This is a genomic window from Streptomyces luteogriseus (genome assembly GCF_014205055.1).
Classification (GTDB): domain Bacteria; phylum Actinomycetota; class Actinomycetes; order Streptomycetales; family Streptomycetaceae; genus Streptomyces; species Streptomyces luteogriseus.
The window spans coordinates 4,003,094-4,022,800 of record NZ_JACHMS010000001.1; the positions used below are offsets into that span (position 1 = coordinate 4,003,094).

A 19,707-nucleotide genomic window follows, 5' to 3' on the forward strand; every position below is an offset into this window, starting at 1 on the left:
GCCTGTTGGACACGCTTACCCCTGTGAGGGTTGTACGTGCCGGGCATCACTTTCACGCCGACCGTCGCCGTCGACGGTCTACCCGCGTCAGGCAGCACAACCGATGGTGCATCAAATGCCCTCATGCGTCCCGCTCTTCCCCTATGTCCAAATGTGAACGGACGTCCCCACGCCCGGTTCCAGGCGTCCCCACGCCTGATGAAGCGCTCCCACGGCCGAAGGGCGACCGCAAAGACGCTCCCCGCCCTCCGCACGGTTGCGGAGGACGGGGAGGTAAATCCTCTGATGCCGAAGCGCCATGAACAAGTGGTCCGGACCATCGACCGGCTCACATGTCGTCCACAGATCCTACAAACCGCCTCTGACATCGGCCGTGGATTTCCGCGCCGCGAAACTTCACGAAACCCGGGCGACCACCCGGTCGGGAAGACTCCTACGCGTCAGGACGGGCCGGCCGCGTCAGAACAGCCCGGCCGCGTCAGGACAGCTCGGCCGCGACCACCTCGGCGATCTGCGCGGTGTTGAGCGCGGAACCCTTGCGCAGGTTGTCCCCGCACACGAACAGTTCGAGCGCCGTGGGGTCGTCCAGCGCCCGCCGGACGCGCCCGACCCAAGTCGGGTCGGTGCCGACGACGTCGGCGGGGGTCGGGAACTCCCCCGCGGCCGGGTTGTCGAACAGCACGACCCCGGGCGCCGTGGCGAGGATCTCGCGGGCCTTGTCGACGGTGACCTCGCCCTCGAAGCGGGCGTGCACGGTCAGGGAGTGGGTGGTGATGACCGGCACCCGGACACAGGTGACGGCCACGGGGAGGTTCGGCAGGCCGAGGATCTTGCGGGACTCGTCCCGCACCTTCAGCTCCTCCGAGGACCAGCCGTCCTCCTGCGCCGTGCCGGCCCACGGCACGACGTTCAGCGCGACCGGCTCCGGGAACGGCCCGGTGTGGTCCCCGACGGCCCGGCGTACGTCGCCGGGGTGGATGCCCAGTTCCGTGCCGGAGACCAGGGACAGCTGCCGGCGCAGGGTCGCCACACCGGCGCGCCCGGCGCCGCTGACGGCCTGGTACGAGGAGGCGACCAGCTCGCGCAGCCCGAACTCGGCGTGCAGCGCGCCCAGGGCCACGATCATGGTGAGCGTCGTGCAGCTGGGGTTGGCGATGATCCCGCGCGGGCGCATCCGCACGGCGTGCGGGTTGACCTCGGGCACGACGAGCGGCACGTCCGGGTCCATCCGGAACGTGCCGGAGTTGTCGACCACCACCGCGCCCTTGGCGGCGGCGAGCGGCGCCCATCGCTCGGCGACCTCGTCGGGGACGTCGAACATGGCGACGTCGACCCCGTCGAAGACCTCCTCGCTGAGGGCCACGACCTCGGTCTCCTCGCCGCGCACGGTCAGTTTGCGGCCGGCCGAGCGCGGGGAGGCGATGAGCCGGATCTCGCCCCAGACGTCGGCCCGCTGGGACAGGATCCGGAGCATGACCGTGCCGACGGCACCGGTCGCCCCCACCACGGCAAGCGTCGGACGCCCGGACCGTACGGTCCGGGCGTCCTGTCGGAGATCGGCCATCAGCGGCCGGTGCCTCCGTAGACGACGGCCTCGTCGCTGTCGGAGTCGAGCCCGAACGCGGAGTGCACGGCGCGGACGGCCTCGGGGACGTCGTCGGCGCGGGTGACCACCGAGATGCGGATCTCGGAGGTCGAGATCAGCTCGATGTTGACGCCCGCGTCGGACAGGGCCGTGAAGAAGTCGGCCGTGACGCCCGGGTTGGTCTTCATGCCGGCGCCGACGAGGGAGATCTTGCCGATCTGGTCGTCGTAGCGCAGCGAGTCGAAGCCGATGCCGGCCTTGTTCTTCTCCAGCGCGTCGATGGCCTTGCGGCCCTCGGTCTTCGGCAGCGTGAAGGAGATGTCCGTCAGGCCCGTGGAGGCGGCGGACACGTTCTGCACGACCATGTCGATGTTGATCTCGGCGTCGGCGATCGTGCGGAAGATCGAGGCCGCCTCGCCCGGCTTGTCCGGCACGCCGACGACCGTGACCTTGGCCTCGGAGGTGTCGTGCGCGACACCGGAGATGAGAGCCTGCTCCACCTGCTTGTCCCCTTGCTTGATCGGCTCGCTGCTGACCCAGGTCCCCTGGAGTCCGCTGAAGCTGGACCGGACGTGGATCGGGATGTTGTACCGGCGGGCGTACTCCACACAGCGGTGGAGCAGCACCTTCGACCCGGACGCCGCCAGTTCGAGCATGTCCTCGAAGGAGATCCAGTCGATCTTCCGGGCCTTCTTCACCACGCGCGGGTCGGCGGTGAACACGCCGTCGACGTCGGTGTAGATCTCGCAGACGTCGGCGTCGAGGGCGGCGGCGAGAGCCACAGCCGTGGTGTCGGAGCCGCCGCGGCCGAGCGTGGTGATGTCCTTGGTGTCCTGGGAGACACCCTGGAAACCGGCGACGATCGCGATGTTGCCCTCGTCCACCGAGGTCTTGATCCGGCCCGGCGTGACGTCGATGATCCGGGCCTTGTTGTGGACCGAGTCGGTGATGACACCCGCCTGGCTGCCGGTGAACGACTGGGCCTCGTGGCCCAGCTTTTTGATCGCCATGGCCAGCAGGGCCATGGAGATCCGCTCTCCGGCGGTCAGCAGCATGTCGAGCTCGCGCCCGGCAGGCATCGGGGAAACCTGCTCGGCGAGATCGATCAGCTCGTCCGTCGTGTCGCCCATCGCGGAAACCACGGCAACCACCTGGTTGCCGTTCTGCTTCGCTTCCACGATCCGCTTGGCGACGCGCTTGATGCCCTCGGCATCGGCTACGGAGGAGCCTCCGTACTTCTGCACGACAAGGCCCACGTGCGCTCCTCGCTCAATCCGTCTCTATCCGCTCATACGCATTCGTACCGCGGTCGGCTCAGTCTAACGAGCGTCCGAAAAACCCCTCCGCGATATCGCATGGTGAGATCTCGGTCCGCCCGTCCAGAGTCGCTCATGCCCATCTGGGCACCGGCCACTCGGGAAAGTGCCCGGCGTCACAATCGCACGAGCCGCGGTCCCGGTCACCCAACTTTCAAGCACTAGGGTTCGCCTGTGCGCGTACTCCTGGTGGAAGACGATGAACCGGTCGCCGAGTCCCTGCGCCGTGGCCTCAGGCGCTACGGCTTCGAGGTCGAGTGGGTCACCACGGGCGGGGCGGCCCTGAAGCACGAGGGTCCCTACGAGGTGGTCCTGCTGGACCTCGGCCTGCCCGACACCGACGGGCTGGACGTCTGCAAGGCGCTGCGCGAGCGGGGCGACGTACCGATCATCGTGATCAGCGCCCGCAGCGACGAGACGGACCGGGTGGTCGGGCTGGAGCTCGGCGCGGACGACTACGTCTCCAAGCCGTTCGGCGTCCGGGAGGTCATCGCGCGGATAAGGGCGGTCATGCGCCGCACGCGGCCCCGCACCCCCGCGGGGACACCCGACGCCGGCCCCGACCGCTACGGCACCCGCCTGACGATCGACCGCAAGGCGGCCCGGGTGCGCCTGGCCGGCGAGGAGGTCGCCCTCGCGCCCAAGGAGTACGACCTGCTGGCCTTCCTCACCGAGGAGCCCGGGGCGCTGATGTCGCGCGAGCAGATCATGGAAGCGGTCTGGGACGCGAACTGGTTCGGGCCGACGAAGACGCTCGACGTGCACGTGGCGGCACTGCGGCGCAAGCTCTCGGGGGCGATCACGATCGAGGCGGTGCGCGGGGTCGGCTTCCGGCTGGAGATCACCAGGGACGCCGACACCGAAGCCGGCACGGACGTGAGCGGCGGCAGCAAGAGCGGCGGCGCGGGCGAAAGCAGCAGCAGCGGGGACGGCGGCAGCGGCAGCGGGGACAGCAGCGCGGGCGGGAGCGGCGGCGCCTCATGATCCGCCAGCTCGTCCGCAGCTACGTCCTGCTCGTCGCCGTCGCCATCGCGCTGTTCACCGTGCCGGTGGCGTTCACGCTCACGGACCAGCTGCGGGGCGACACCCGGTCGGCCGTCCTGCGCGAGGCCGACGCCATGGCCCTGCTGCTGGGCAACGGCCGGGCCGCCTCCTGCCAGGCCCTGGAGGAGATGGCCAAGGCCTACGACGACGAGATCCAGGTGACCCGTACCGCGAGCTGCCCGGCGGACCTGCCCCGCCCGGCCGCGGACGCGGCACTGAGCCGGGCCCTGGAGGAGGGCAGGGCCACGACCGACTGGGGCTCCTCCTTCATCTGGGGGCCCGAGCTGGTGATCACGGTGCCCGCCCGCGCGGCCGGCACGGACCGGATCGTCGGCGCCGTACGCGTCGTGTACTCGACCGACGAGATGACCGGCCGGCTGTGGCAGATCTGGGGCTTCCGGGCGGTCCTCGCCGTGCTCGTCCTCGGGGTGGCCGCCCTGCTCGGCGTCGGGGTGGCCCGGCGTCTGACCAGGCCGCTGCGCCAGCTCAACGACATGGCCAGCAAGTTCAGCGACGGCGATCTGACCGCCCGCTCCCCCGTGACGGGCCCGCCCGAGACCCAGACCCTGGCGCGCACGCTCAACCAGGGCGCCGAACGCCTGGACACCCTCATCGCGGCCCAGCGCATCTTCGTCGCGGACGCCTCCCACCAACTGCGCACCCCGCTCACGGCGTTGCGGCTGTCCCTGGACAACATCGCCGACGGGACGGACGACGAGTTCGTACGGGAGGACGTGGAGCAGGCGACGGCGGAGGTCGTCCGGATGAGCCGGCTGGTCAGCGGGCTGCTGGTGCTGGCCCGGGCCGAGGCGAAGGTGACGGCGGCCGAGCCGCTCCCGCTGATGGACATCGTGCGGGAACGGCTCGCCGTGTGGAGACCGGCCGCCGACGAGCGCGGAGTCACCGTCGCGCTCAGGGGGAGTATCGACGGCCGGCCGTCTGTGCTGGCCGGCCCCGGTCATCTGGACCAGATGCTGGACAACGTGCTCTCCAACGCCCTGGAGGTCTCGCCCGACGGCGGGACGATCACCGTGCGGGTGGAGCCCCGGGGCGATGTGGTGGGGGTGTCGGTCCTGGACGAGGGGCCCGGTATGTCGGACGCCGAGAAGTCCCGCGCCTTCGACCGCTTCTGGCGCGGCCAGGGCCTGACCGGCAAGTCCGGCTCCGGCCTCGGTCTCGCCGTCGTCAGACAACTGGCGACGGACGACGGCGGGACCGTGGCGCTGACCGACGCGCCCGGTGGCGGCCTGTGCGTGACGATCACGCTCCGGGCGTCCCACCGGGGCGGCGGCTGACCGGGCTCAGCCCTGCGGCATCTTCGAGGAGTGGTGGTTCACGATCAGCCACCTGCCGTTCGGCTGCTTCTCGTAGGCGTAGGTGTAGCGTGCCTTGACGGTGCTCTTCTCGCCCGTGCCGTGGTCGGTGAGCGAGAACTCGTAGACACCGGTGTCGATGACGGTGTCGCGGTCGAGGACGTTGACGACGGACTCGACCTTGGTCCCGACCGGCTTGTTCTGCAGGAAGTGCTCGAAGTAGTCGACGATCCCGGCTCTGTCCGTGCGGACCTGGTTGGAGACGGTCGGCAGCAGGACCGCGTCCTTCGCGTACAGCTCGGCGACCTTCTTCGGGTCCCCGGTCCGCAGCGCGGCGTTCCAGCGGTCGAACAGCCCGAGCACCTGCGCCTTGGTCACCGGCCTGGTCTGCTTCTCGCCCTGGCCGCGGGAGTCGGCTCCGGCGGCCCCGGTGCCGACGGCGAGGGTGCCGGCGGCCAGGACTGCGGTGGCGGCGACGGCGACGGCTATGCGCCGGCGGGCGGGGCGACGGTTCATGACATCTCCAGTGGGATCGAAGGGAGTTGGCTTGCCTCCGCGTTCTCTGCGGTGGAAGTGACTCCAGCCTCGCGTTTCACCGGTTAGGGGCCGTGCAGGCCGCGTACAGCGCACATACAAGGAGCCTCCAAATCACGCGGCGTGACAGAGGGCCGGGCGCTACCGTCCAGGCATGGAGATACTTCGCTACGTGGCGTTCAGTACGGATCCCGAGGGCGGCAACCCCGCCGGGGTGGCGCTCGACGCGAGCGGCGCCGACGACAAGGTGATGCTGGCGGCGGCGGCCGAAGTCGGCTATTCGGAGACGGCGTTCGTGGTGGACTCCGGCGACGGCCCGCTGGACGTCCGGTACTTCAGCCCGCTCGCCGAGGTGCCGTTCTGCGGCCACGCGACGATCGCCACGGCCGTGGCCCACGCGGAGCGGCACGGCCCCGGCCGGCTGCACCTGCGCACCCAGGCCGGACCGGTCACCGTCACCACGGACCGGGCGGCGGACGGCTCCCTCGTGGCGACCCTGGTGAGCGTCGCACCGCGCACGGTCCCGCTCGAAGAGGCCGATCTCGCCGAACTGCTGGCGATCCTCGGCTGGTCCGCCGAGGACCTGGACCCGGCGCTGCCGCCCCGGGTGGCCTTCGCCGGGGCCTGGCACCCGGTCATCGCCACCGCGAGCCGGGACCGGCTGGCGGACCTGGACTACGACATGGCCGCGCTCGCCGCCCTGATGGCCCGCCGGGACTGGACCACGATCGACCTGGTCCTCCGCGAGTCACCCACCGTCTTCCACGCCCGCAACCCGTTCCCGCCCGGCGGCGTGGTCGAGGACCCGGCGACGGGAGCGGCGGCGGCCGCGTTCGGCGGCTACCTGAGGGAACTCGAACTCGTGCCGACCCCGGCGACGCTGACGATCCATCAGGGCGTGGACATGGGGCGGCCGAGCACGATCACCGTGACGGTGCCGACGGACCCGCACAGCGGAATCGGCGTCACCGGCACGGCCGTTCGGATCTGACCCGCTACTTCGCCGGGCGCAGACCCAGGGGCCCGGCGATCTCCTCCGCCATCACCCGGCCCGCCTCGATCTCCAGGGTGTCGTCGCCCATGCCCTGGTCCGTGTCCAGGCCGTCGAGTTCGGCGAGGGGCTGGTTGAGGCGGACGTGGGCGAGGACCGACTGCAGGGCCCGGAGGGTGGCCGACGCCGTGGAGCCCCAGTTGGAGAAGTAGGAGAACTGCCACCACCACAGGGCCTCGCTGGTGCGGCCCGCGCGGTAGTGGGACATGCCGTGGCGCAGGTCGGCCATGACGCCGGCCAGGTCGTCGGAGATCCGGGCCGGCACGGGCGCCTTGCGGGGCTCGTAGGGGTCGAAGACCTCGGAGTAGACGTCGATCGGGTCCAGCAGGCGGGCCAGGTTCTCGCGGAGCGCGTCGGCGTCCGGCTCGGGGCCCGAGTCGGGTTCGTAGCGCTCGTCGGGCACGATGTCCTCGTGCGCGCCGAGCCGGCCGCCGGCCAGGAGGAGTTGGGAGACCTCCAGGAGGAGGAAGGGCACGGCCGATTCCGGCTCGTCGCCCTTCGCGACCTCCGTGACGGCGACCAGGAAGCTCTCGATCTGGTCCGCGATCTGGACCGCGAAATCGTCCGGGCTCTGGTCGGTCGCGTGCAGCGTGGCGTCAGACATCTAGGAGTCGTCTCCCCTCGAAGGCGCGGCCGAGGGTGACCTCGTCCGCGTATTCCAGGTCCCCACCCACCGGGAGGCCGCTGGCCAGGCGGGTGACCTTCAGGCCCATGGGCTTGATCATGCGGGCGAGGTACGTCGCCGTCGCCTCGCCTTCCAGGTTCGGGTCCGTGGCGAGGATGAGCTCGGTTACCGTGCCGTCGGCGAGCCGGGCCAGGAGCTCCCTGATGCGCAGGTCGTCGGGGCCCACCCCGTCGATCGGGCTGATCGCGCCGCCCAGTACGTGGTAGCGGCCCCGGAACTCACGGGTGCGCTCGATCGCCACGACGTCCTTCGGCTCCTCGACCACGCAGATGACGGCCGGGTCGCGGCGGGTGTCGCGGCAGATGTTGCACAGCTCCTCCTGCGCGACGTTGCCGCAGGTCGCGCAGAAGCGGACCTTCGCCTTGACCTCCATCAGGGCCTGCGCGAGACGCCGTACGTCCGTCGGCTCGGCCTGCAGGATGTGGAAGGCGATCCGCTGGGCGCTCTTCGGACCGACGCCGGGCAGCCGTCCCAGCTCGTCGATCAGGTCCTGGACCACGCCTTCGTACAACGGACTGCCCTTCCTGGGTCTTCGGGGTCGGTACGCACCGTCCCGTACGTACCGTAGTTGTCTGCCGCCCCTCCTTGGAAGGCGGTGCGCCGGGTCAGAACGGCAGGCCGGGAATGCCTCCGCCGCCCAGTCCCTGCGCGAGCGGGCCCAGCTTCTGCTGCTGGAGCGTCTGCGCGTTCTCGTTGGCCGCCTGCACGGCCGCCACGACCAGATCGGCGAGGGTCTCGGTGTCCTCGGGGTCCACCGCCTTCGGGTCGATCTTCAGGGCGCGCAGCTCTCCGGCGCCGGTGACGGTGGCCGTCACCAGGCCGCCACCCGCCTGGCCGTCGACCTCCGTCTGCGCCAGTTCCTCCTGTGCCTGTGCCAGGTCCTGTTGCATCTTCTGGGCCTGCTGGAGCAGCTGCTGCATATTGGGCTGGCCACCACCGGGGATCACGATCAGCTCCTTGCTCGGTACGGGTTTTCCCGTTCGGCACGAGCCTACGTGGTCGGGGCTGCCGTCGCTCCAGCACTCTTTCGAGTGAGTCCCCCTCGCGCCCTATACCCGATCAAGGAATACTTCCGGGCGGAAAAGAGGCGAAAGCTACGTCTTCGCCACCCATTGGGAGGTAGGAAGGGTCCGGCGCGGGCAGGGTGCGGACTTTCGTCCATCGCGCAGCGTGATCGGTGGGTGAACCGTACGTGGTCATTCGTGGTCAGTGAGGAGTGCCGGGTGGGTCAGCCGGAGATGCAGCCCGAGGGGCCGCCTCAGGACGGGCGGGGCGAGCAGGCGGCGGCCGGGCTGCGGCCGGGCGATCTGACCGGGCGGGTCTTTCCGCTCGGGGACTGGGGTGAGCCGGCGCTTCGGCTGGACGAGCTGTACCGGTGGGTGGAGCACGGGGCGCTGCGGACGGCGGCCTGGTACCTCGCGGACCGGGTGTGGAAGCGGCGGTGCGCGCGGGTGCTGCGCTGCGGGGCCGCGGTGGGGGCGATCACCGGGGTCGCGCTGCCCCTGCTGGATCTGACCGGGGTGGCGGGCGGGATCGCGCCCTGGGGGTGCCTGGCGCTGCTGGTGGGGGCGGCGTGCGTGGCCGTCGACCGGTACTTCGGGGTGACGTCCGGGTGGATGCGGGACGTGGCCACCGCGCAGGCCGTGCAGCGGCGCTTGCAGACGCTCCAGTTCGACTGGGCGGCGGAGAGCGTGCGGGAGGTGCTGGGTCCTGCGGAGGGCACGGCCGGCGAGGCCGCGGAGCGGTGCCTCGGGGTGCTGCGGAGGTTCTCCGAGGACCTGACGGAGCTGGTCCGGGTGGAGACGGCGGACTGGATGGGGGAGTTCCGGGCGGGGGGCGCCGCGCCGGCGGGGCTGCAGGCGGTGGTGTTCCCGGGACCGGGGCGCGGGGCCGAGGTGGGGGTGAACGGGCGGTTCACGGTGCCGCCACCGCATGGGACGGCCCGGCCGAACATGCCCCGGCAACGGCCGCCGGAGCCGCGGTGAGGCGGTCGGGCGTCAGAGCTGCCCGGGCGCACGTCCCGCCGACTCGGCCGTTGAAAGCCAGTCCTTCACGGTGGCGAGCAAGGATGTCAGCTCGACCGGCTTGGTCAGGTAGGCGGAGGCGCCTGCCGCCTGGGATCTGCCCCGGTCCTCCACCTTCGCACGGGCCGAGAGCATGATGATGGGCAGGTCCGACCGTTCCGGCATGGCACGTATGGCGGCGGTCGCCTGATAGCCGTCCATCCCCGGCATCATGATGTCCATCAGCACCACCCTGACATCGCGGTGATCCCTCAGGACCTCGATGCCCGCGCGGCCGTTCTCCGCGTGGAGGACGGACAGGCCGTGCCGCCCCAGGATCTCGGTGAGCGCGAACGCGTTGCGCTCGTCGTCGTCCACGATGAGCAGTTTCTCGCCGTGGAACCGGACCTCGGCCGGTGGCTGAGGTGTCTCGGGCTCCGGCGGGGGCGGGCTCTGAGGAGCGGGTTCCGCGGTCTCCAGGGGCAGGTACAGGGTGAACGCCGAGCCCAGTCCCGGCTCGCTCTCCACGACGATCTCGCCGCCGAGCAACTGCGCGATCTCCCGCGAGATGGCCAGGCCGAGACCCGTACCGCCGTACTTGCGGCTGGGGGTGCCGTCGACCTGTCTGAACGGCTCGAAGATCACATCCAGTTTGCTCGCCGGGATCCCGACCCCCGTGTCGATGACGCGGAACTCGATGACAGGCGCGTCCACGGCGCGCAGGGAACCGGCGTCCAGGAGGCGTTCGAGTACCGCCGTCGGCACGTTCTGCGCGGGGCGGATGACCAGGCGGACGGACCCGGTGTCGGTGAACTTGACGGCGTTGGAGAGGAGATTGCGCAGGATCTGCAGGAGCCGCTGCTCATCGGTGACGAGCGTCGCGGGCAGCGAGGGTGAGCAGGTCACGGAGAAGTCGAGGTCCTTCTCCGCCGTCAGCGGCCGGAAGGTGGCCTCCGCGTAGTCGACGGTCTTGACCAGGGAGATGAGCGATGGGGAGACCTCCATCCGGCCCGATTCGACCCTCGACATTTCGAGAATGTCGTTGATCAGTTGCAGCAGGTCGCTGCCCGCCCCGTGGATGGTCTCGGCGAACTCGACCTGTTTGGGCGACAGACTGCTGTCGCGGTTGTCGGCCAGTATCCGGGCCAGAATGAGCAAGGAGTGCAGTGGCGTACGCAGCTCGTGCGACATGTTGGCCATGAACTCGTTCTTGTAGCGCATGCTGACAGCAAGTTGCTCCGCACGCTCTTCGAGAGCGATCCGGACCTGTTCGATCTCGTCGTTCCTGAGTTCCAGGTCCCGGTTCTGCCGGACCATCACCTCGGCCTGCGCCTCCAGTTCCTCCGTCCGCAGGCGCAGTTGCTCCGCCAGCCGCTGAGAGCGCAGGAGCAGCTCCTCGGTTCGCTGCTGCTGCTCCAGCACCACCTCACCGCTGTGCTCGACGAAGGCGGCGACCTCCGGCGGGATGTCGTCAGCGCGCTCATCCAGCCACCGCTGGGCCTCCGCGACGCGGGTGGCGGACAGCAGGTCGCCCTCGCGTGCCCGCTCCTCCACAAGGCTCAGCCACTGCTGGAAGGCCGCGTCCTCCTGCACCCAGCCGGACAGCCTGCCCCACTCCCGGATCAGGGCCTCGTGGGCGATCTCGGCTGTGTCGGGGCCGTTGGATCCCAGGACGACGATGCGGTGCTCGGGTCCGGCGAGGAGCTGGGCCACACGCCAGTCGTCACCGAGATGGGAGCGATGGGCGGTGACCCGTACGGCGTTCGCGCTGCCGCCGCGCGAACGGACCATGGCCAGCAGAACACGGCGGATCCGGTGACCCTCCAGGCGTGTCTGCTCGCGCAGCCAGTGGTACACGTGCTCCGCGTGCTGGTTCAACGCTCCGGCCACCCCTCCGAGGCCGTGATAGCCGTCGAAGGTGATCTGCCGCTCGTGCTGGAGCGGCCACAGTTCGGTCAGCGTGAACTCCAGCAGCGGCAGACTCCCCGCGGCCCTGCTCGCCTCGGCCGCGATCAGCTCCGGCAGCCCCGGGCTGAAGGTGACGCCGGACAGCTGCGCGGGCTCGACGATGACCCTGGTCAGCGCCGACTCGTCCAGGGGCGAGATGTTCAGTTGCCGGTCCTGGATGCGGCCTCCGACATCGGGCAGTTCCAGCATGTCGGGCAGGAAGTCCGCGCGCAGCGTGCATACGACGCGCACGTTCGTGTCGGGGGTGGACTCCGCGGGCGGGAGGACGCGGTGCAGGAAGTGGAGCAGGTCGAACCCGGTCCGGTCGCCGAAGACCTCCTCGAACTGGTCACCCACGAGAAGGAGTCGCTGCCCGGTCAGCACCGCAATCCTGGATGCCACGGGCCACAGGCCCTCCTGCCGCAGTGACTGGGCCCGGCGTTCCAGCTCCTCCAAGGAGTGCCGGGCCCCTGGCTGCTCGGCTTCCAGCAGGGCCCGGGCCACCGCCTCGAAGGGCGAGGTCCCCGGGCGGAAGGAGACCACCCGCCACCCGTCGCTCTCCAGCACGGGCCGCAGTCCGGCCGCCACGAGGGAGGACTTGCCCACCCCCGAGGGGCCTGTGACCAGGACGAGGGGCTGCGCCTTCACCATGTTCTTCAGCCGCGCGATCTCCGCCTCGCGGCCCACGAACACACCGCTTCTGCCGTCCTCGGCCGTGAAGGTCTCCAGCCCCCGGTAGGGGCAGCTGGGCAGCAGAGTGCGGCCGAGCACGTCGGGCCAGGCGGCTGCCACCTCCGCCAGCGGAATGGCGTAGGCGTCCTGGGCGGCACCGTCCTTGCCGGCGATCGCCAGCATCCCCAGGACGGTGTCACCCCAGCGGTCCGTGGCGACGACCGGGGCCCCGCTGTAACCGGGCTGGGCACGCAGGGCGGACTCGGTCCGCGCGTCCAGCTGAAGGAGCCCCGCGCCCACGGCACCCCGCAGCACGCAGGTGCTCCAGGCCCCGTTGGACTTGCGCGGTGGGGTGCCGGCGAACCCGAACACCGAGACCGACGTCCCGCTGACCGGGCCCCCGCCCGCATCCACCAGGCGCGCGGACCCCGCTTCCGCCGGAAGGGTGTCCCCCGCCAGGACGAGCCCCGCGACGTCCCGTCCGGAGCCGTGAGGACCCGGCGGAGGGTCCCAGGCCACCACCCGGCACTCCCGCAGCGGGGCACCCTCACCATCGCCCAGCAGGGCGAACTCGACCTGGATGCGGGCATCGGAGGACGGCCGCTCCTGACGGCGTTTGTCCACGCCGAGCGCCGCGTTGACGACATGTGCGCAGGTGACGATGTGCCGGCTGCCGACGACGAAACCGACACCGACGGGAGCCTCCAGCGTTCGCGAACGGATCTTGACGATGAACCCCTCGCGCTGAGCCCGCATGACCGTCAACTCCGCTTCCACACCACCCGCACGGCGAAGTTCACCTCGGTCGTCCCCTTGGCGATGATCACGCCGCCCTCGCCACCGATCTTGAGACCGAACTGGATCTCCGTCTCGTCCGGTTGCAGCGTCCGGACGGTCTGCGACACCTGCGCCAGCGCGGGCTGGACCCGTGCCAGAGCTTCCCGCAGTGTCGTCTCCGCTCGGCCCACCACACCGCCGTCGGCCGCCAGATCGAGGTCCGACCCCGCCAGGTCGGACTGGACCTCGAAGACGGCGTTACCCTCGCCGTCGGCAACGGTCATTGCAATAAGATCTGCCACAACACCCCCAAATACGCCCAGCTCTGGCAGAGCGCTACCCATCTTCGGGCATGAGGGAGGGCCACGCCTGGAAGTTCGTCGACTTCCCTACGGCTGAGCGCACCTAGTCAGGCGGTCCCCCGTCGTCCTGCGCGCACAGAGTGAGTCCCTCCGGGGTCCAGCACGGGACGTGGCCGTGGGTGCGGATGACGTCCTGGCCGTTGCCGCGGGCCAGGTACGTCAGGAAGCTGGACGCCAGCGAGTCGGCGGGGGGCCGGCCGTAGGTGTAGGCGTACTCGATCTCCCTGTACGGGTAGTCGCTCGTGCCGTGTTCGATGGCGTCGACCGAGGCGGGATCGCCGTCCAGGCGGAGCGCGTGCAGGCCCTTCGCGCGGCCGGCGAGGTTGAGTTCGCTGTAGCCGATGGCGCCGGGGAGGCCGGCGACCGTCGCCAGGACCTGTTCGGTCGAGTCGAGTTCGCAGCGGATGACGGCTGCCGTGGGGTCGTCCTTGTGGACGCAGTCGACGGAGGAGTTGGCGATCTCGCCCCGGCCCAGCACCCGGCGCTGGAAGACCTGCCGCGTCCCGGAGTTGGCGTCCCGGCTGACCAGGTGCACGGGCAGGTCGGGGCCGCCGAGCTGCCGCCAGTTGCGGATCTCGCCCCGGTACAGGCGCCAGACGTCACCGGTGGACAGGTTCGTCAGCCGTACGTCGTCGTTGACCACGAGCGCGAAGACGGACACCGCCACCCGGTTCTCCCGCAGGCCGGGCAGGCCGGCGGGCTTGGGGCCGTCCGACAGGGCCACCACCGGCGGGGCGCCCCCGGAGTCCCGTCCGGCCTGGGCACCGGCGGCCGTGAGCTCGCGGATCCCGGCCGTCGAGCCGTGCGCGTCCACGTCGATGACGGGGTCGCCGCCGCAGTCCCGCTCGTACTTCTCGGCCACCTCGCGCAGGACGGGCGCGAACGCGGTCGAGCCGGTGAGGGTGAGGGTGCCGCTCGCGCAGCCGATCGGGGGCGGGGTGTCGTCCTGGGCGACGACGATCGCCGCCAGGGTGACCACGCTCGCCGTGAGCGCGATGGTGATCAGCCGCGCGGCCCGGCTGAACAGCGGCGGCTTCTCGTCCGGCGTGGCACTGCGGTTGGGATGCACCTCGCCGTCGCGCAGGCCGCCCACCAGCCGGATCTCGTCGCCCACATCACCGCCGGAGAGGAGGACGAGCAGCTTGAAGTGGTCGCCGCGGTTGAGCGGGACGCGCGGGATGCGCAGGGTGTTCCCGTCGTAGGCGAAGCCGCGGCCGACGGTGAAGTGGTCCATGAGGTGGTCGGCGTCGGACGGCTGGGTGACCGAGACACCGCGGACGGTGCGGCCGGTGAACACCGCGGTCAGTCCATGCAGCTCGGGACCGGTGTAGTCGTCGCGGTCGATGCCCTGCGAGCCGTCGTTCTCGATGCGCAGCAGGACCAGCGTCGCGTCGGACATGTCGGGAGCCTCGTCGAACAGGCCGAGACGGCGGTTGGCGCGGCCCGAGCGCACGTCGTCGCCGATGGGGTTGTCCATCTGCACGCGGTAGCCGACGCGCTTGCGGCGCGGTACCCGGCGTTCGTACCAGACCATCACGCCCGAGGCGACGATCCCGAGGAGGGCCGTGCCCACGGCCACGAGGTTCTCCGCGCTCAACCACTCCATCGTGGGTGCCCCCCGCCGCGTCCCGGACGATTCGATCGTCCGGTCACCGTACGGCCGTACGAGCGCCCCACCGCATTTCGTCGGCCGGAGTTCGCCGGACGTTCAACGACCGGGAGCACGAGGTGAGTCGGTCACTGCTTCGTGTACGTCAGCCGTTCCCCGCTGCTGGTGTTCACGCGCTCGAGCGTGCCGTCCGGCAGGAGGGTGACCTCGGTGGCCGCGCCCGGAGTGCAGGCGGTGCTCGGCTGCCCGACCTTCACGGAGGAGGGGCCGATCTCCAGCGCGCCGTCGGCACCGGGTGATGCCGTCAACCGCCCCTCGAACACGCAGTGGTAGTCGCCGCCGCCCTTGGTCGGGCCGTCGGCCACGAGGGACAGGATCGTGTCGCCCGGTTCGCCCTGCTGGATGGTGAGCGAGCGGCTGTGCTCGCCGTCGGCGTTGTCGATGGTCGTGGTCCAGGTGCCGAGGTATCCGGTCGGGATCGTGCCGTCCGCCGGGGAGGAGGTGTCCGGCTGCGAGGTCGTCGGGGACGGGCCCGGGGTGGTCGGCGGGGCGCTGGTGCCCTGCGTCGGGCCGGCGCCGTCGTCGGCCCGGTCGTCGCCGCCGTCCTGCATCAGCGCGTACACCGACCCGCCCGCGGCGAGCGCGACGACCAGGGCGATCACGACGAGCAGCGCGGTGGAACGGCCGTTCCCCCGCGGCTGCTGCGGCTGCTGGGGGCCGTACGGCGGCGTCGTTCCGTAGGGCGGTGGGCCGTAGGGCGGGGTGGAGCCGAGGCCGCCGTAGGCGGGGTGGGGCTGGGGGTGTTGCTGGGGGTAGCCGTACGCCGGGTACGGGGGCGGGGGCGTCTGCGCCTGCGGGTGGGGCACGGCTCCAGCGGCCGGGAGTTGCCGGGGCGCCGGGGGCGCGCCCTGCCCCGCGACCATGGTGGGCAGATGGTTGACCGGCGGGCCCTCGCCCGGCCGGCCCGGCGGGGGCGGGGCGGGGGCCGCGGCCGGCGCCGTCGCGGGGGCCGGGGGCAGCGCCGGGCGCTGCGCCGACTCGTCGGCGGCGGGGGCGTGTTCAGGGGTGGGACCGGGGCCGGGGTTCTCGTGGGGGCCGGAGCCCTGCCGGCCCGCGGGCGGCCCGGGAGCACCGGCCTCGTCCGCCGAGCCGGCCCCCTCCGGATCCTCCGCGTCCAGCAACCGCACGGCGTGCCGCCCCAGTTGGGCCACGAGTGCGCTCGGCAGCCACGGGTCGAGGGCGCGGCCGTCGGAGACGGTGTCGTCCGCGCCCGTACGCTCCAGTACGCGGTCGAGGGAGGGCCGGGCGGCGGGATCCTTGCGCAGGCAGTCCCGCACGAGGTCGGCGATGCCCTCGGGGACGCCGTCCAGGTCCGGTTCCTCCTGGGCGATGCGGAACATCAGGGCGTGCACGCCGCTGTTGGCGGTGCCGAAGGGCAGGGCGCCGGTCGCCGCGTAGGCGAGGACCGAGCCGAGGCAGAAGACATCGCACGCCGGGGTGATGCGGTCGCCCCGCACCTGCTCGGGCGCCATGAAGCCAGGCGATCCGACGAGCGCGCCGGTGCGAGTGAGCCCGCCGTCCGTCACGGTCTCCAGGGCGCGGGCGATGCCGAAGTCGATGACGCGCGGGCCGTCGATGGTGACCAGCACGTTGGACGGCTTGAGGTCGCGGTGGACGATGCCGGTGGCGTGGATGTCCTTGAGGGCGTGCGCGAGCCCGGCCGCGAGGATGCGGACCGTCCGCTCCGGCAGGGCACCGTGGTCGTGCCCGACGACCTGCTGGAGGCTCGGCCCGGCGACATAGCCCGTGGCGACCCACGGCACCGCCGCCTCGGTGTCCGCGTCCAGCACGGGCGCCGTCCAGTACCCGCCGACCCGCCGCGCGGCCTGCACCTCCTGACGGAACCGCTCCCGGAACTCCTCCTGCGCGGCCAATTCCTCGCGCACGAGTTTCACGGCGACCGTACGGCCCCGCTCCGAGCGGGCCAGATAGACGTGCCCCATGCCCCCCGCGCCGAGCCGCGCCAGCAATCGGTAGGCACCGATACGCTGCGGATCCCCGGGCCCCAACTTCTCCATCGCTCAGCCGCCTTCCCCCGTACGTGAGCAACAGACCGAGAATAGTGGCGGGCCGGGGCGGGGTGACCTGGGTGATGTCTACGTTTCCGTAACAGGCGGACCCACCTGGTCGAGCGCCTTGGACAGGCGTTCCAGCATCCGCACCGCCTCCGCCAGCTCCGCCTCGCCGAACGCCTCGGCCAGCCGGTCGGCGAACGCCGCGTGGCCGGGGTCGATCCGGGTGATCGCCGCACGTCCCTCGTCGGTCGGCGCGAGGAGCTTGGCCCTGCGGTGCGCGGGGTTCGGCCGGTACTCCGCGAGCCCCCGCTCCACCAGCAGGTCGGCGATGCGCTGGACGCTCTGCCGGGTGATGCCCATGGCGCGGGCGATACCGGAGACCGGCAGCGGCTCCCGGAGGACCGCGCCGAGCACCTGCCACCAAGCGGCGGTGAGCCCGGCGGGCCGTGCCAGTTCCTCCGCGACCGCGAGGAACTGGCCGTTGAGCCTGAACACCCCGAGGGCGCTGCCGCTGAGCAGGTCCTGGCGCTCGCGGCTCACAGCGCGCCGGCCTTCTCCAGCACCCCGTAGGCCGCCGGGTCGGAGTCGTGGAACAGCCGGTACCAGGCGTCCAGCACCTCCCCCTCGTAGACCCCGAGCAGCCGGAGGATCTCCCGGGCGAAGGCGACGGGCTCGGTGGGGCCCGCGGTGATCAGGGGGCCGTCGGTGACGGCGTCGGCCTCGACGTAGCGTCCGCCGCCCGCGTAGCCGGTCGCGGCCAGGTAGAAGGAGACCGCGCTGGTGTGGTCGCGGTCGTCGAGCAGGCCTTCGCGGGCGAGTCCGGCGGTGGCGCCGCAGATCGCGGCGACCGGGACGCCCGCGTCCAGGAACGCCCGGGCGGTGCGGGCGAACGGGGCGAGGTCGTCCGAGGTGTCCCAGAGGTCGGCGCCCGGGAGGATCAGCAGCGCGCTGTCCTCGGGTCGCAGTCCGTCAAGCGCCAGGTCGGGCTGGATGCGCAGGCCCCCGGCGCTCCGCACAGGGGCGGTGGAGGGGCCGACGGTCCGGATCTCGTGGCCGGTGCGGGCGAGCTGGACCGTGGCGTGGCCGGTCTCCCAGTCGGCGAGAGTGTCGTAGACGGCGAGATGGACGGGCTTGCCGGCGGTGGTGTTCATGACTCCTCCTGAATCCCGTGCACTGATGACAGCATTCTGTCTAGAAGACAGCACGCTGTCAATACTGGCCGTTCCGTCTGGACAACCTGTCGGGGGGCCGCCGCCGACTCCAGACAGGCCGCCGATTTCACCCGCCTCCCTCCCGCACCTACGCTCGCCCGCATGACCCCTCAGCCGAACCCCGAAGCCGGTGCCGCCGTCAAGGCCGCCGACCGCGACCATGTGTTCCACTCCTGGTCCGCTCAGGAGCTCATCGACCCGCTCGCCGTCGCCGGTGCCGAGGGGTCGTACTTCTGGGACTACGACGGCCGGCGCTACCTCGACTTCTCCAGTGGGCTCGTCTACACCAACGTCGGCTACCAGCACCCGAAGATCGTCGCCGCGATCCAGGAGCAGGCCGCGAGGATGACGACCTTCGCGCCCGCCTTCGCGATCGAGGCGCGGTCGGAGGCGGCCCGGCTGATCGCCGAGCGGACCCCGGGCGACCTGGACAAGATCTTCTTCACCAACGGCGGCGCCGACGCCGTCGAGCACGCGATCCGGATGGCCCGTCTGCACACGGGCCGCCCGAAGGTGCTCTCGGCGTACCGCTCGTACCACGGCGGTACGCAGCAGGCCGTGAACATCACCGGCGACCCGCGCCGCTGGGCCTCCGACAGCGGCACCGCCGGCGTCGTGCACTTCTGGGCGCCCTACCTCTACCGCTCCCGCTTCTACGCCGAGACCGCGGAGCAGGAGTGCGCCCGGGCGCTGGAGCACCTGGAGACGACGATCGCCTTCGAGGGGCCCTCGACCATCGCGGCGATCATCCTGGAGACCATCCCGGGCACGGCCGGGATCATGGTCCCGCCGCCCGGCTACCTCGCCGGGGTGCGGGAGATCTGCGACAAGCACGGGATCGTCTTCGTCCTGGACGAGGTCATGGCCGGGTTCGGGCGGACCGGTGAGTGGTTCGCGGCGGACCTGTTCGACGTCACGCCCGACCTGCTGACCTTCGCCAAGGGCGTGAACAGCGGATACGTGCCGCTGGGCGGGGTCGCGATCTCCGGCGCGATCGCGGAGACGTTCGGGAAGCGCCCGTACCCCGGCGGTCTGACGTACTCCGGGCACCCGCTGGCGTGCGCCGCCGCCGTCGCGACGATCGGCGTCATGGCGGAGGAGGGCGTCGTGGAGAACGCCGCGCGTCTCGGCGAGTCCGTCGTCGGGCCGGAGCTGCGGGCGCTCGCCGAGCGGCACCCGAGCGTCGGCGAGGTGCGCGGCGTCGGCATGTTCTGGGCGCTGGAGCTGGTGCGCGACCGCGAGACGCGGGAGCCGCTGGTGCCGTACAACGCGGCCGGTGAGGCGAACGCCCCGATGGCCGCCTTCGCCGCCGCCGCGAAGAAGGGCGGCCTGTGGCCCTTCGTGAACATGAACCGGACTCATGTCGTGCCGCCCTGCAACATCAGCGAGGCAGAGTTCAAGGAAGGCCTCGCCGTGCTGGACTCGGCGCTGTCGGTGGCGGACGAGTACACCGGGTAAACACCTGTAAACCCGTCAGTAACCGACATCCTCGCGTCCCGTTCGAACGCGTAAGGTGGCGTGCT

At 71.4% G+C, this 19,707-nt stretch carries 16 protein-coding genes and 2 pseudogenes; 5 read left to right on the forward strand and 13 right to left on the reverse strand.

The window, feature by feature from the left end; translation table 11 throughout:
* Positions 1 to 478 precede the first annotated feature (478 nt).
* Both BJ965_RS17425 and BJ965_RS17430 read right to left on the reverse strand, forming a co-directional pair.
* Positions 479 to 1,564: an aspartate-semialdehyde dehydrogenase gene (locus BJ965_RS17425; protein WP_184909514.1), complete on the reverse strand. Its 1,086-nt coding sequence runs from the start codon at positions 1,562 to 1,564 to the stop codon at positions 479 to 481.
* Positions 1,564 to 2,841, reverse strand: a complete 1,278-nt coding sequence (locus tag BJ965_RS17430; protein WP_030846224.1) for an aspartate kinase — start codon at positions 2,839 to 2,841, stop codon at positions 1,564 to 1,566. Before BJ965_RS17430 ends, BJ965_RS17425 begins: the two co-directional genes overlap by 1 nt.
* Before the next feature lie 234 nt (positions 2,842 to 3,075).
* On the opposite strand from BJ965_RS17430, the gene BJ965_RS17435 reads away from it, so the two are divergent.
* Together BJ965_RS17435 and BJ965_RS17440 are read left to right on the forward strand one after the other, a co-directional pair.
* Positions 3,076 to 3,885 (forward strand): response regulator transcription factor, encoded by an 810-nt coding sequence (locus BJ965_RS17435; RefSeq protein WP_184909515.1) that lies wholly within the window; start codon positions 3,076 to 3,078, stop codon positions 3,883 to 3,885.
* Positions 3,882 to 5,240 carry a sensor histidine kinase gene (locus tag BJ965_RS17440; RefSeq protein WP_184909516.1) on the forward strand — a complete coding sequence of 453 codons (1,359 nt, stop codon included), beginning with the start codon at positions 3,882 to 3,884 and terminating at the stop codon, positions 5,238 to 5,240. The genes BJ965_RS17435 and BJ965_RS17440 overlap by 4 nt, the downstream gene beginning before the upstream one ends.
* A 6-nt stretch (positions 5,241 to 5,246) precedes the next feature.
* Here the strand turns inward: BJ965_RS17440 and BJ965_RS17445 are convergent, their stop codons facing one another.
* A complete protein-coding gene (locus BJ965_RS17445; protein ID WP_184909517.1) occupies positions 5,247 to 5,774 on the reverse strand; it encodes an SgcJ/EcaC family oxidoreductase in 528 nt (175 codons plus the stop codon).
* Between the two features lie 172 nt (positions 5,775 to 5,946).
* Between BJ965_RS17445 and BJ965_RS17450 the strand changes: the two genes are divergently transcribed.
* A complete protein-coding gene (locus BJ965_RS17450; protein ID WP_184909518.1) occupies positions 5,947 to 6,783 on the forward strand; it encodes a PhzF family phenazine biosynthesis protein in 837 nt (278 codons plus the stop codon).
* Between the two features lie 4 nt (positions 6,784 to 6,787).
* On the opposite strand, the gene BJ965_RS17455 is transcribed toward BJ965_RS17450, so the two are convergent.
* The 3 genes from BJ965_RS17455 to BJ965_RS17465 form a co-directional block, all read right to left on the reverse strand.
* On the reverse strand, positions 6,788 to 7,447 hold the full coding sequence (locus BJ965_RS17455; protein ID WP_184909519.1) for a DUF5063 domain-containing protein: 660 nt from the start codon (positions 7,445 to 7,447) through the stop codon (positions 6,788 to 6,790).
* Positions 7,440 to 8,039 carry a recombination mediator RecR gene (gene recR / locus BJ965_RS17460; protein ID WP_003991835.1) on the reverse strand — a complete coding sequence of 200 codons (600 nt, stop codon included), beginning with the start codon at positions 8,037 to 8,039 and terminating at the stop codon, positions 7,440 to 7,442. The genes BJ965_RS17455 and recR overlap by 8 nt, the downstream gene beginning before the upstream one ends.
* Before the next feature lie 94 nt (positions 8,040 to 8,133).
* Complete coding sequence (locus BJ965_RS17465; protein WP_078615225.1) at positions 8,134 to 8,475, reverse strand: YbaB/EbfC family nucleoid-associated protein; 342 nt, start codon at positions 8,473 to 8,475, stop codon at positions 8,134 to 8,136.
* 276 nt (positions 8,476 to 8,751) lie between these two features.
* Here BJ965_RS17465 and BJ965_RS17470 point away from each other — a divergent pair, with 276 nt between their 5' ends.
* Positions 8,752 to 9,513, forward strand: coding sequence for an SLATT domain-containing protein (locus BJ965_RS17470; RefSeq protein ID WP_184909520.1), 762 nt, complete (start codon positions 8,752 to 8,754; stop codon positions 9,511 to 9,513).
* Between the two features lie 12 nt (positions 9,514 to 9,525).
* Here the strand turns inward: BJ965_RS17470 and BJ965_RS39370 are convergent.
* The 7 genes and pseudogenes from BJ965_RS39370 to BJ965_RS17500 form a co-directional block, all read right to left on the reverse strand.
* Positions 9,526 to 11,061, reverse strand: a pseudogene (locus BJ965_RS39370) (ATP-binding protein); the annotation flags it as partial.
* A 63-nt stretch (positions 11,062 to 11,124) separates the two neighbouring features.
* Positions 11,125 to 12,906: pseudogene (locus tag BJ965_RS40445) on the reverse strand (nSTAND1 domain-containing NTPase); the annotation flags it as partial.
* Positions 12,907 to 12,911: 5 nt separating this feature from the next.
* Positions 12,912 to 13,211 carry a CU044_2847 family protein gene (locus BJ965_RS17480; protein WP_246545922.1) on the reverse strand — a complete coding sequence of 100 codons (300 nt, stop codon included), beginning with the start codon at positions 13,209 to 13,211 and terminating at the stop codon, positions 12,912 to 12,914.
* A gap of 121 nt (positions 13,212 to 13,332) precedes the next feature.
* Complete coding sequence (locus BJ965_RS17485; RefSeq protein ID WP_184909523.1) at positions 13,333 to 14,895, reverse strand: substrate-binding domain-containing protein; 1,563 nt, start codon at positions 14,893 to 14,895, stop codon at positions 13,333 to 13,335.
* 131 nt (positions 14,896 to 15,026) lie between these two features.
* Positions 15,027 to 16,976: a serine/threonine-protein kinase gene (locus BJ965_RS17490; RefSeq protein WP_184909524.1), complete on the reverse strand. Its 1,950-nt coding sequence runs from the start codon at positions 16,974 to 16,976 to the stop codon at positions 15,027 to 15,029.
* 78 nt (positions 16,977 to 17,054) lie between these two features.
* The gene (locus tag BJ965_RS17495) at positions 17,055 to 17,513 is read right to left on the reverse strand and encodes a MarR family winged helix-turn-helix transcriptional regulator (protein WP_184909525.1); all 459 of its coding nucleotides are present in this window, start codon (positions 17,511 to 17,513) and stop codon (positions 17,055 to 17,057) included.
* Positions 17,510 to 18,124, reverse strand: a complete 615-nt coding sequence (locus tag BJ965_RS17500; RefSeq protein ID WP_184909526.1) for a DJ-1/PfpI family protein — start codon at positions 18,122 to 18,124, stop codon at positions 17,510 to 17,512. Before BJ965_RS17500 ends, BJ965_RS17495 begins: the two co-directional genes overlap by 4 nt.
* Positions 18,125 to 18,286: 162 nt before the next feature.
* Between BJ965_RS17500 and BJ965_RS17505 the strand changes: the two genes are divergently transcribed.
* Positions 18,287 to 19,642: an aspartate aminotransferase family protein gene (locus BJ965_RS17505; RefSeq protein WP_184909527.1), complete on the forward strand. Its 1,356-nt coding sequence runs from the start codon at positions 18,287 to 18,289 to the stop codon at positions 19,640 to 19,642.
* The last annotated feature ends 65 nt before the right edge of the window (positions 19,643 to 19,707 follow it).

Coding starts and splice junctions, on each gene's coding strand:
- BJ965_RS17480 (WP_246545922.1), bottom strand. CDS start 13,211: ATGACCGTTGCCGACGGCGAGGGTAACGCCGTCTTCGAGGTCCAGTCC.
- BJ965_RS17505 (WP_184909527.1), top strand. CDS start 18,287: ATGACCCCTCAGCCGAACCCCGAAGCCGGTGCCGCCGTCAAGGCCGCC.
- BJ965_RS17440 (WP_184909516.1), top strand. CDS start 3,882: ATGATCCGCCAGCTCGTCCGCAGCTACGTCCTGCTCGTCGCCGTCGCC.
- BJ965_RS17500 (WP_184909526.1), bottom strand. CDS start 18,124: ATGAACACCACCGCCGGCAAGCCCGTCCATCTCGCCGTCTACGACACT.
- BJ965_RS17425 (WP_184909514.1), bottom strand. CDS start 1,564: ATGGCCGATCTCCGACAGGACGCCCGGACCGTACGGTCCGGGCGTCCG.
- BJ965_RS17485 (WP_184909523.1), bottom strand. CDS start 14,895: ATGGAGTGGTTGAGCGCGGAGAACCTCGTGGCCGTGGGCACGGCCCTC.
- BJ965_RS17450 (WP_184909518.1), top strand. CDS start 5,947: ATGGAGATACTTCGCTACGTGGCGTTCAGTACGGATCCCGAGGGCGGC.
- BJ965_RS17455 (WP_184909519.1), bottom strand. CDS start 7,447: ATGTCTGACGCCACGCTGCACGCGACCGACCAGAGCCCGGACGATTTC.
- BJ965_RS17445 (WP_184909517.1), bottom strand. CDS start 5,774: ATGAACCGTCGCCCCGCCCGCCGGCGCATAGCCGTCGCCGTCGCCGCC.
- BJ965_RS17490 (WP_184909524.1), bottom strand. CDS start 16,976: ATGGAGAAGTTGGGGCCCGGGGATCCGCAGCGTATCGGTGCCTACCGA.